Source organism: Nitrosomonas sp., from assembly GCF_040256045.1.
Lineage (GTDB): Bacteria > Pseudomonadota > Gammaproteobacteria > Burkholderiales > Nitrosomonadaceae > Nitrosomonas.
In genome coordinates, this window is sequence record NZ_JBDZWD010000064.1 from 1 (window position 1) to 10,973 (window position 10,973).

A 10,973-nucleotide genomic window follows, 5' to 3' on the forward strand; every position below is an offset into this window, starting at 1 on the left:
GACCAGAGTCAATAGCTTGGCTCAACCCTGAGGGCTTATCCCGAACTCAGGTTATCAATATCAATACCGGTTAATCACATCGGTTTTTTCTGCGTTGCAAGGAAGGAGCCGGAGTATCAGTATCTCCTTCCATTTGCATGCGACAGCGTCGGATCGCCTGCATGGCATGCTGGATATGCTGCTCAATCGCCTTACGCGAAATTCCCATATGTTCTGCTACTTCGGCATGGCTGAGTCCATCGAAACGATGCAGGATAAAAGCTTCACGACAACGCAACGGCAATGCATCGATAGTAGTCAGTACCGCTTGTAAAACCTGGGATGATGCAACCAGTGCATCCGGTTCACAGGCACGTTGTGCAGGAAAATTTTCCAGTGAGTGATTATCCGTGGTCCAGCCTTGTACCTGGCCACGGCGATAACGGTCGATGACCAGATTACGCGCAATACGATAGAGTAAAGCGCGTGACTCGGTTACATGCTGCCCGGCTTGCTGGAGAGCCAGTAAGCGCGCGTATGCTTCCTGCACGATGTCGGCAGCAGCGTCATAATCCTGCATTACCCGTGCAAAGTATTTCAGTAGCTCATCGTAGTAATGGGCCGTCATGGGTATCTTTCCGTATTGTTTTTTTCTTGGAGAAACCGATTCCTCGTCAGGAATGTATCAACACCCGGTACGGCTAGCTACGTGCAGAAGCAATGAATGGCTGGCAGGCGTCTGATTCGAGACAAATGTATTACAAAATAGTAAACCTTGCGAGTGTATGGCCAAACCGGAGCAGGTCTCATTTATCACCGGACCGGGATTGTGAATATAACTGCCGGTGCTTTGTGCAACAGAAGTATTGGCCACGTTCAATGATGCTTTCACTTTTTGGTAAATGCACATCGCAGTAGGCACAACGAACCATGTTCTCGATTACTTTCCGGGTAGTATCAGGCGACTTTCTCTGTATTTTCCGGAATTGCTTAAAAAACCAGAAAACCAAGAAAATCAGTGTGATCAGTAGTATCCACTTGATTACCATATTTAACTGTATTTACCCGGAAAGAATCTGTGAAACGTGTCATATCACGACACACAGCGTAGTGCTATTTATTCTCATATTCCACTACGCGAAAAAACAGCTCATTCTTGCGTATCATTCCCAGCTCACTCCTCGCAAGCTCCTCAATCGCATCGAACCCTTTTTTCAGGTTATTGACTTCCGCTTCCAGAACGGTATTCCTGTTCTGAAGACGCTGGTTGGTCTCCTGCAATGCAGCAATCTGTTCATGCATTTCCAGGATTGCCAGCCAGCTTCCCTTGCCGAACCACAACGGGTACTGCGCCAACCCGATCAGGAGAACCAGCAGCCCGGCCAAGGTTTTCATGGCTTCAACTGATAAAACGCCGATCTTCCGGCATATTGCGCCATTTCACCTAAATCTTCCTCGATACGCAATAGCTGATTGTACTTGGCCAGCCGATCCGAGCGCGAGAGTGAACCCGTTTTGATCTGCAAGGCATTGGTGGCAACGGCTATATCGGCAATGGTCGTATCCTCGGTCTCACCGGAACGATGGGAAACTACGGCGGTATAGCCTGCACATTTTGCCATTTCGATTGCGTTCAGTGTCTCGGTAAGTGTACCAATCTGATTAATCTTGATCAGAATGGAATTGGCAATATTGCGACTGATACCTTCTTTAAGAATTCGGGTATTGGTGACAAACACATCATCACCGACCAGCTGGACTGTTTTACCTAGCCTTTCCGTCAACAACCCCCAACCCTCCCAATCTTGTTCACTCATGCCATCTTCGATGCTGATGATCGGGTATTTCTCCACCCAGGTAGCAAGATAATCCACAAATTGAGCCGAGGTAAGACTGAGTCCGTCTACATCGAGATGATATTTTCCTTCCCGGAAAAATTCGGAACTGGCGCAATCCACTCCGATCGCTACCTCGGAGCCGGGTTGATAACCTGCTTCATCTATGGCCTGTACGATCAGAGCCAGTGCCTCTTCATTGTGAGCAAAGCTGGGGGCAAATCCGCCTTCATCACCAACTGTCGTGGGCAGATTCTTTTTGCTGAGCAACGTTCTGAGTGTGCTGAATACCTCTGCGCCACAACGCACGGCCTCACGCAGGTTTGGCAAGCCCAGCGGTATAATCATGAATTCCTGCATATCCAGACAGTTGTTTGCGTGCGCGCCGCCATTAACCAGATTCATCATCGGTACGGGCAGCCACTTGGCATTGATTCCTCCCAGATAGCGGTAAAGGGGTAAACCGGACTCTTCTGCTGCTGCTTTGGCCACCGCAAGCGAAACGGCGAGTATCGCATTGGCACCCAGCCTGGATTTGTTTTCACTGCCGTCAAGCTCGATCAGAGTCTTATCAATGAAACACTGCTCCATGGCATCCAGTCCCATGATCGTTTCAGAAATTTCACCATTGACGCTTTCAACTGCCTTCAATACCCCTTTTCCATAGTAACGCTGTGTATCTCCATCACGCAGCTCAACGGCTTCGCGTGTACCGACAGATGCGCCGGATGGCACTGAAGCGCGCCCAAGCACGCCCGATTCCAGCAATACATCGGCTTCTATGGTTGGGTTACCACGAGAATCGATAATTTCACGGGCGATTACATCTACGATTGCACTCATGCTGCTTTCCTTGTGTTTTGGGGTGATGGAAAAAACTGTAAAACCTGCTGTGTTGCTCGATGATCACTTCACTTATCAGGTACTTTTATTATGTACGCTTCATAGTTATCAAAAGTTTCACAAAATAGTGAAATAACCATGTTTATTTAACTCGTCCTGCGTTTACCGGAGATAAGCTGTCTCATTCGATCGGGGAATAAAGCTGATTGGTTGATACTGGCCATTATCGGAAACGATATAATTCACCTAAAATCTGCATAAAAACTATTCCTTTCAATAATCAGTTTGAGCTGTCTGTTGTAACACTTTCCTGTACATTACGACTGTGCAATTTTGTGCGACCAGACTGGCCGGCAAAGCTGATAGCGGCCTGTATGTAGCTTTTGAAGAGAGGATGACCATTGCGGGGAGTAGAGGTAAACTCCGGGTGGAATTGGCAAGCGACAAACCACGGGTGTTCAGATTGAGATAACTCAATCATCTCACAGAGATCACCTTCAGCAGATAAACCGCTTATATGCATGCCGGCCTGTTCCAGTTGAGGAATAAACTCAGCGTTGACTTCATAACGGTGCCGGTGGCGCTCGATGACTTTATCCGTTCCATAAATTTTGTGTGCCAAGGTATGTGGTTTCAGCAAGCACTCCTGCCCTCCCAGTCGCATGGTTCCTCCCAGATCCGTCTGAGCGGAGCGTTTCTCGATACGACCGCAGCGATCACGCCATTCGGTAATCAACCCTAATACCGGGTAAGGTGTATCCGGATCAAATTCTGTGCTGTGCGCATTTTCAAGTTGCAGACGGTTACGGGTAAATTCAATGACTGCGAGTTGCATTCCCAAGCATATACCGAGATAAGGAATCTGGTGGTTACGGGCATAACTGATTGCCATGATTTTACCTTCCACCCCACGCTTGCCAAATCCCCCGGGTACCAAAATGGCATCCATATTTGCCAGGCAGTTGGTCCCATGTTGCTCGATATTTTCCGAATCGACATAGTGGATATTGATTTTGCAGCGTGTGTGAATGCCAGCATGAATCAATGCCTCTGACAGCGATTTGTAAGATTCCGTCAAATCGACATATTTCCCTACCAGCGCAATAGAAACTTCATGATTGGGGTGTTCGAGTGCATGAACCAGTTTTTTCCAGACTGTCAAATTGGCCGGCCTGGCCAGGATATCCAGTCTGTGGCACACAATTTCATCCAGCATTTGTTCGTGTAACAACGCCGGGATTTTGTAGATGTTGTCTACATCAATCGCAGAAATGACAGATTCTTCGCGAACGTTGGTAAATAACGCGATTTTTCGCCGCTCTTCCAGCGGAAGCGGACGATCGGAACGGCAAAGCAGCACATCCGGCTGAATACCGATTTCACGAAGCTCTTTGACTGAATGTTGAGTAGGCTTGGTTTTCAGTTCTCCGGCCGAGCTGATGTAAGGCAGCAATGTCAAATGAATGAAGCAGGTATCATGATGAGGAAGCTGGACCGACATTTGCCGGATTGCTTCCAGAAACGGCAAGGATTCGATGTCACCCACTGTACCGCCGATTTCCACGATTGCAACTTGTGCATCGGAGACGCCGTTGCGGATAAACAGCTTGATTTCGTCGGTAATATGGGGAATCACCTGTACGGTTCCACCCAGATAATCCCCGCGGCGCTCCTTGCGGATTACACTTTCATAAATCTGCCCGGTAGTGAAATTGTTTTGCCGAGTCATTTTGGTGCTGATGAAACGCTCGTAATGACCCAGATCCAGGTCAGTTTCAGCACCATCGTCTGTTACGAACACTTCCCCATGCTGAAACGGATTCATGGTCCCCGGATCAACATTGATATAAGGATCCAGTTTGAGTATGGTCACCCTGAGGCCACGTGTTTCCAGCAATGCTGCCAGAGAGGCCGCAGCAATTCCCTTACCCAGGGAAGATACTACGCCGCCAGTCACAAAGACGAATTTAGTCATGGGGGGCTATATTAACGTAATTGATATATCGAAACAATGTGGACACCGGCGGTACAGGCAAAGAATGGCTTAGTGGCAGGTCAAGTTGTCTGCCGGCATAGAACGGATTAAACTAGAAAATTGGAGTGACTGTTGGGTTATCCACCCACCGATAAACTTACCCGGTCTGATTAGTTATTTTATGGAAGCGCGGTATCCGGCGAAACGACGCCCTAAATATCTGAATCTGCTGAAAATCAGGCAACCTCTCCCTGCCATCGTTTCCATTCTGCATCGCATCAGTGGTGTACTGCTTTTTCTCCCAGGAATCCCTTTATTTCTCTACGGACTGCAAATGCTGCTGCAATCTCCCGCCACCTTCGCCAGCTTGCAGTCCAATCTGGCTCATCCGCTATGCAAGCTGTTTTTGCTGTTAGCAACATGGTTTTTTATACATCATCTGCTTGCCGGTATCCGGCATTTAATGCTCGATCTGCATTACGGCATGCAATTGAAGCAAGCTCGTCTGAGCAGCAAACTGGTACTGGCTTTCGGCGCAATTTTAACAGCACTGATAGGAATATGGTTATGGTAAACCCTGCTCACCGTGTCATAACCGGAGCACATTACGGTCTGAGAGACTGGTTAGTACAGCGCATCACTGCCGTCCTGATGGCAGCCTATACCGGCTTACTGATCATACTCGCAGCAGTTTATCAACCGGAAAGCCATGAAGAGTTCAAAGCGTTATTCTCCATTCAGTGGATAAAAATTGCTTCGTTACTTTTTTTTGCCGGCTTATGCTGGCATGCTTGGGTAGGTGTACGTAATATCCTGATGGATTATGTCCACCCGATGCCTGTCCGCCTGACACTACAAATAACATGTATCGTGGCATTACTGGGTTACCTGATATGGTTCCTGGATATTCTGTGGGGCTGACGTGAAAGTTAAGCAAAGAAAATTTGATGTAGTCATCGTCGGCGCGGGCGGAGCGGGTATGCGTGCCGCACTGCAGTTATCCGAAGCCGGATTCAAGGTTGCCGTTCTGTCCAAAGTATTTCCCACTCGGTCACATACCGTAGCGGCACAGGGCGGAATTGCAGCTTCACTAGGTAATGTGACCGAAGATGACTGGCGCTGGCACATGTATGACACTGTCAAGGGTTCGGACTACCTCGGCGATCAGGATGCAATCGAATTCATGTGCCGCCATGCCGCTGAAGTCGTGTATGAGTTGGAGCATTTCGGTATGCCGTTCGACCGGCTGGAAAACGGGAAGATTTATCAGCGTCCGTTTGGCGGGCAATCCCTGAATTTTGGCGGGGAGCAGGCCAGTCGTTCCTGTGCCGTTGCCGATCGTACCGGCCACGCCATGCTGCACACCCTGTATCAGCGTAACGTCAGTTCCAATACCCAGTTTTTTGTGGAATGGCTGGGACTCGACCTGATTCGTGATCATGAAGGTGAAGTACTGGGAATCACCGCACTGGAAATGGAAACTGGTGAAATCATGATTTTGCAGGCGCGCGCAACGCTGTTGGCAACAGGTGGTGCCGGTCGTATTTTTGAAGCAAGTACCAATGCTTTCATCAATACAGGCGATGGCCTGGGTATGGTTGCACGAGCAGGCATTCCGCTGGAAGACATGGAATTCTGGCAGTTTCATCCGACAGGTGTGTACGGTGCCGGTGTGCTCATCAGCGAAGCAGTGCGGGGAGAAGGAGGATATCTGATAAATGCCGAAGGCGAACGGTTCATGGAACGGTATGCGCCCCATGCCAGAGATCTCGCCAGCCGTGATGTGGTCTCCCGTGCCCTGATCACAGAGATCAGACAAGGGCGAGGATGCGGGCCGAAAGGAGATCACCTGCTGCTGAAGCTGGATCATCTGAGTGCAGAAACGATTACATCGAAACTGCCCGGCATCCGGGAAATCGCACTCAAGTTTGCACATGTCGATCCTCTGGTGGATCCCATACCGGTTGTCCCGACCGCACACTACATGATGGGCGGCATTCCTGCCAATTATCACGGGCAGGTAGTTGCACCTTATAAGACCAGCCCTGATGAAGTCGTACCGGGGCTTTACGCCGTCGGTGAATGCGCCTGTGTATCGGTGCATGGTGCCAATCGCCTTGGCACAAATTCACTGCTGGATATCGTCGTATTCGGACGTGCTGCCGGCAACCGGATCATCGAGGATCTGACCAGAAACAATCACCACAAACCATTACCACCGGATGCAGCCGAACAGACACTGACACGGCTTACACGCCTGGAAACCCAAAAAGATGGAGAAAATGTTGCTGCAACCAGCGAAGCTTTACGTAAAACCATGCAGACACATTGCGGTGTCTTCCGCTTTCCAGATGTGCTGAAAGAAGGAGTGGAAAAAATTGGCGAAGTTGCTGAACGGGTCAGGCATACTGAAATTCGCGATAAAAGCAGGATATTCAATACCGCCAGAGTCGAAGCACTGGAGTTGGATAATCTGATTGAAGTAGCAATTGCCACCATGATTGCAGCGGAAGCACGCCATGAAAGCCGGGGAGCGCACACTCGCGATGATTTTCCCGAACGGGACGACCAAAAATGGCTCAGGCACTCCCTGTTTTTCAGCAAAGATCAGCGCCTGGATTACAAGCCGGTACGACTGAAGCCACTGACCATGGAATCATTCCCTCCCAAAGCGAGAACTTATTGAGCAATCTGGCATCCGGGGCAGCTCTCGGGTTTACCCATCGATGGAACGAAACTCTGATTTCTTATAAAACTTATCTTTAAATGAAACTAACGGAAAACATGACATTCCCTCTCCGATTGAAACAATCCTGCCTGGCAGGTATTGCCGCTTTATTTTTTCTGCTGCCAATCTCATTCGCTCATGCTGACGCCGACAAGGATGCAGATTTTCTCAAGGCTGCTTTGACGGGAGATGCCTCGGGAGTAGAGAAAATGCTGAATGAAGGGATCAAAACGGATCTGCAATCCCCTGAAGGTTTTACTGCTTTATCAGTAGCAGCACAAACCGGGCACAAAGAAGTCGTCAAGCTGCTGCTGAATCGAAAAGTTACAGTCGATCTGGCGAATGTACAGGGCGGAACGCCGTTGCTGCTGGCCAGTAAGAATGGCCATCAGGAAATTGTCGATTTGCTACTGGCAAAAGAAGCAAATCCGAACCTGCAGGATAAAAATGGACTGACACCCCTCATGCTGGCTGCGGCCAAAGGTAATGCCGGTATAGTCAAATCATTGCTCGAACATCAGGCCCAGCCGGATCTGCAGAACGCTGCCAAGGCCACAGCCTTACACATGGCTGCAACGAACGATTATGCTGATATCGTCGATATGCTGCTAGCAAAAGACGCCAACATTGATCTGCAGGATGCCAATGGTGCTTCTGCATTGATCCTGGCATCCCTGTCCGGTCATTTGTCGATCGTCCGGAAATTACTGGAACATGGCGCTCAGCCGGATCTGAAAGCCACCAACGATTTTACTGCACTGATTCTGGCGGCACAGAATGGCCAAAATCCGGTCATCGAAGTATTGCTGGAAAAAGGTGCCCATATCGATTTTCAAAATAAAGATGGAATGACTGCACTCATGTCAGCGGTATTGAATGAAAATATCGATACAGTAAAATTATTACTGGAAAAAGGGGCTGATACCCAACTTAAGAACACCAGTGATAAAACTGCGCTGGATATTGCCAAGCTTCCTGCCATCATTGAATTGCTCAAAGCTGAAAAAAGTTGAATTTGCAATTTTTCCGAAATTGTAAAAAACCTGCTCCGGTTTCCGAGATCAGGTGAAATGTCAGGAAACGACAAAATAAAAGCGTCATCTACACCCACACCGCTGTCGAAACTTCAGCAAATCGTTTTCACAGTGGCTCAATTCTTTTTTCCGCGCGTAAAATAAAAAAATATGGCAGCCTTCTATGCACCAGCCATCATTTTTAAGCTGAAGATGTACACATGAGTTTTGCCGATAAACCCATGGCGAAAAAAGTCGCCAGTAATCCTCTTCCTCCCAGAACCAGCCGCCTATTACGTGAAGCGGTTTCTCTGGTTCTGAGCGGCATAGCGCTTTATCTTGCACTAATTCTGATCAGCTTCGATCTTACCGATCCAGGCTGGTCGCATAGTGGAACGTTACGACAGGTCAGCAATGCGGGAGGCAGTGCAGGAGCATGGCTGGCAGATTTGATGCTGTATTTTTTCGGTATTTCAGCATGGTGGTGGGTAGCATTCTTCTTTGTAACCGTTTGGTGGGGCTATCGCCGCATCGATATCGCCAGCGTATTCGATCCGCGTGTACTCATGCTGTCTTTTACCGGGTTTATCACTTTGCTGGTAGCCAGCAGCGGAATCGAAGCATTACGTTTTCATACACTGCGCCTCTCGCTCCCGCTTGCACCCGGCGGTCTGCTGGGCGAGATACTCAGCAAACAGCTCTCATCTCTGCTCGGTTTTACCGGCGCAACACTGGCAATGGTCATTATTTTCGCCATCGGATTCAGCTTGTTCTCAGGGTTATCGTGGGTACGTTTATCTGAAAAAATCGGGGGGGGTATCGAGGAAATCTGTTTCGCTATCAGAGATATATGCATGGGGTGGCTGAATCGTCGCAATAACACAATACCCTTCCATGAACAGAAAGCTCGCATCGAAGAAATCGGAAAGCAACCTTTTTCATCGGTTCCGCTGCATATCGAAATGCCCGAAACTACTCTTCCCAAATCTCCGCGCAGCAACAGAGAAAAACAGACACCACAGTTTTCCAATTCGCCTGACGGGATTATTCCTCCCCTTCATTTACTGGATGAACCGCAGAGTAATGGGGAAATGTTGTCCAGCGATACGCTGGAATTCACTTCACGTCTGATCGAGCGCAAGCTGCAGGAATTCGGAGTGGAAGTGAAGGTTGTGGCAGCCTATCCCGGGCCCGTCATCACCCGTTACGAAATCGAGCCTGCGGTTGGCGTCAAGGGCAATCAGATCGTCAATCTGGTCAGGGATCTGGCCCGTGCTTTGACAGTCGCCAGTATCCGTGTAGTGGAAACGATACCAGGTAAAACAGTGATGGGTCTGGAAATTCCCAATCCAAACCGTCAGACTGTTCGCCTGCATGAAATTCTTGCATCCGGCGTTTATGCGAATAATCCCTCACCCCTGACGATCGCACTCGGTAAGGATATCAGCGGCCGCCCCATAGTATCCGATCTTGCTAAAATGCCGCATGCTCTGGTCGCCGGCACGACCGGTTCCGGTAAATCCGTAGCAATCAACGCCATCATTCTAAGCCTGGTCTACAAAGCATCTCCAGATAATGTCCGCCTGATTCTGATCGATCCGAAAATGCTGGAATTATCGGTCTATGACGGAATTCCCCATTTACTGACACCCGTAGTCACCGATATGCGCGATGCCGCCAGTGCCCTCAACTGGTGCGTAGCTGAAATGGAGCGACGCTATAAGCTGATGTCGGCACTGGGTGTACGCAATCTGGCTGGTTATAATCAAAAAGTACGCGAGGCGGTAAAAAATGAAGAGCCATTGACCAATCCGCTCAATCCGGTGCCCGGCTCCCCCGAGTTGCTGGAGGAAATGCCATTGATCGTAGTGGTGATCGATGAACTGGCCGATCTGATGATGATCGTGGGCAAGAAAGTCGAGAAACTGATTGCGCGCCTTGCCCAGAAAGCGCGAGCTGCCGGTATTCATTTGCTGCTTGCCACACAGCGCCCGTCGGTGGACGTAATTACCGGGCTGATCAAAGCCAATATTCCGACACGTATCGCCTTCCAGGTTTCCAGCAAGATCGATTCACGTACAATTCTCGACCAGATGGGAGCGGAAGCCCTGCTTGGTCAGGGTGACATGCTGTATCTTCCCCCCGGTAGCGGCTATCCCCAGCGTATACATGGTGCATTCGTGGCGGATCATGAAGTTCACAAGGTGGTGGAATATCTCAAACAACATGGTGAAGCACATTACATTGAAGAAATTCTGCAGGCGAGTGAAGAAGGCGCACTCTCTGATGAAAACGGGGGAGAAACCGGTAAATCTGCCGGGGGAGAATCGGATCCCCTCTATGATGAAGCAGTCAGCATTGTGATCAAATCTCGCCGTGCTTCGATTTCGCTGGTACAGCGCCAGTTGCGTATCGGCTATAACCGCGCTGCCCGGCTGATCGAAGAAATGGAACGCGCCGGCCTCGTTTCCAGCATGCAAAGCAATGGCAACCGGGAAGTACTGACTCCTGACCGGAACGAATAAATCGAACCCAGCTCTATGTGGCTTTTACCCGATCAACCAATTCAATCAGATAATTCATCATGACCCGTTTACTGT

At 49.3% G+C, this 10,973-nt stretch carries 10 protein-coding genes; 5 read left to right on the plus strand and 5 right to left on the minus strand.

The window, feature by feature from the left end:
* Positions 1–70: 70 nt before the first annotated feature.
* From ABUL11_RS10100 to pyrG, 5 genes are all read right to left on the minus strand, one after another.
* Positions 71–607, minus strand: a complete 537-nt coding sequence (locus tag ABUL11_RS10100) for an RNA polymerase sigma factor (protein ID WP_350283732.1) — start codon at positions 605–607, stop codon at positions 71–73.
* 178 nt (positions 608–785) lie between these two features.
* Positions 786–1,028, minus strand: a complete 243-nt coding sequence (locus tag ABUL11_RS10105) for a PP0621 family protein (RefSeq protein ID WP_350283733.1) — start codon at positions 1,026–1,028, stop codon at positions 786–788.
* A 64-nt stretch (positions 1,029–1,092) separates the two neighbouring features.
* Positions 1,093–1,374, minus strand: a complete 282-nt coding sequence (ftsB, locus tag ABUL11_RS10110) for a cell division protein FtsB (protein ID WP_350283734.1) — start codon at positions 1,372–1,374, stop codon at positions 1,093–1,095.
* On the minus strand, positions 1,371–2,657 hold the full coding sequence (gene eno / locus ABUL11_RS10115) for a phosphopyruvate hydratase (RefSeq protein ID WP_350283735.1): 1,287 nt from the start codon (positions 2,655–2,657) through the stop codon (positions 1,371–1,373). Before eno ends, ftsB begins: the two co-directional genes overlap by 4 nt.
* Before the next feature lie 280 nt (positions 2,658–2,937).
* Positions 2,938–4,632: a CTP synthase gene (pyrG, locus tag ABUL11_RS10120; protein WP_350283736.1), complete on the minus strand. Its 1,695-nt coding sequence runs from the start codon at positions 4,630–4,632 to the stop codon at positions 2,938–2,940.
* 181 nt (positions 4,633–4,813) lie between these two features.
* Between pyrG and sdhC the strand changes: the two genes are divergently transcribed.
* From sdhC to ABUL11_RS10145, 5 genes are all read left to right on the plus strand, one after another.
* On the plus strand, positions 4,814–5,206 hold the full coding sequence (gene sdhC, locus ABUL11_RS10125) for a succinate dehydrogenase, cytochrome b556 subunit (RefSeq protein ID WP_350283737.1): 393 nt from the start codon (positions 4,814–4,816) through the stop codon (positions 5,204–5,206).
* Positions 5,200–5,553 (plus strand): succinate dehydrogenase, hydrophobic membrane anchor protein, encoded by a 354-nt coding sequence (gene sdhD, locus ABUL11_RS10130; RefSeq protein WP_350283738.1) that lies wholly within the window; start codon positions 5,200–5,202, stop codon positions 5,551–5,553. Before sdhC ends, sdhD begins: the two co-directional genes overlap by 7 nt.
* Position 5,554: 1 nt before the next feature.
* Positions 5,555–7,318 (plus strand): succinate dehydrogenase flavoprotein subunit, encoded by a 1,764-nt coding sequence (gene sdhA / locus ABUL11_RS10135; protein WP_350283739.1) that lies wholly within the window; start codon positions 5,555–5,557, stop codon positions 7,316–7,318.
* A gap of 98 nt (positions 7,319–7,416) precedes the next feature.
* Entirely contained in the window at positions 7,417–8,373 is a 957-nt protein-coding gene (locus ABUL11_RS10140; protein ID WP_350283740.1) for an ankyrin repeat domain-containing protein, read from the plus strand.
* 221 nt (positions 8,374–8,594) lie between these two features.
* Positions 8,595–10,898, plus strand: a complete 2,304-nt coding sequence (locus tag ABUL11_RS10145; RefSeq protein WP_350283741.1) for a DNA translocase FtsK — start codon at positions 8,595–8,597, stop codon at positions 10,896–10,898.
* Positions 10,899–10,973: the final 75 nt, after the last annotated feature.

Coding starts and splice junctions, on each gene's coding strand:
- sdhD (WP_350283738.1), top strand. CDS start 5,200: ATGGTAAACCCTGCTCACCGTGTCATAACCGGAGCACATTACGGTCTG.
- ABUL11_RS10105 (WP_350283733.1), bottom strand. CDS start 1,028: ATGGTAATCAAGTGGATACTACTGATCACACTGATTTTCTTGGTTTTC.
- sdhC (WP_350283737.1), top strand. CDS start 4,814: ATGGAAGCGCGGTATCCGGCGAAACGACGCCCTAAATATCTGAATCTG.
- ftsB (WP_350283734.1), bottom strand. CDS start 1,374: ATGAAAACCTTGGCCGGGCTGCTGGTTCTCCTGATCGGGTTGGCGCAG.
- ABUL11_RS10145 (WP_350283741.1), top strand. CDS start 8,595: ATGAGTTTTGCCGATAAACCCATGGCGAAAAAAGTCGCCAGTAATCCT.
- pyrG (WP_350283736.1), bottom strand. CDS start 4,632: ATGACTAAATTCGTCTTTGTGACTGGCGGCGTAGTATCTTCCCTGGGT.
- ABUL11_RS10100 (WP_350283732.1), bottom strand. CDS start 607: ATGACGGCCCATTACTACGATGAGCTACTGAAATACTTTGCACGGGTA.
- eno (WP_350283735.1), bottom strand. CDS start 2,657: ATGAGTGCAATCGTAGATGTAATCGCCCGTGAAATTATCGATTCTCGT.
- ABUL11_RS10140 (WP_350283740.1), top strand. CDS start 7,417: ATGACATTCCCTCTCCGATTGAAACAATCCTGCCTGGCAGGTATTGCC.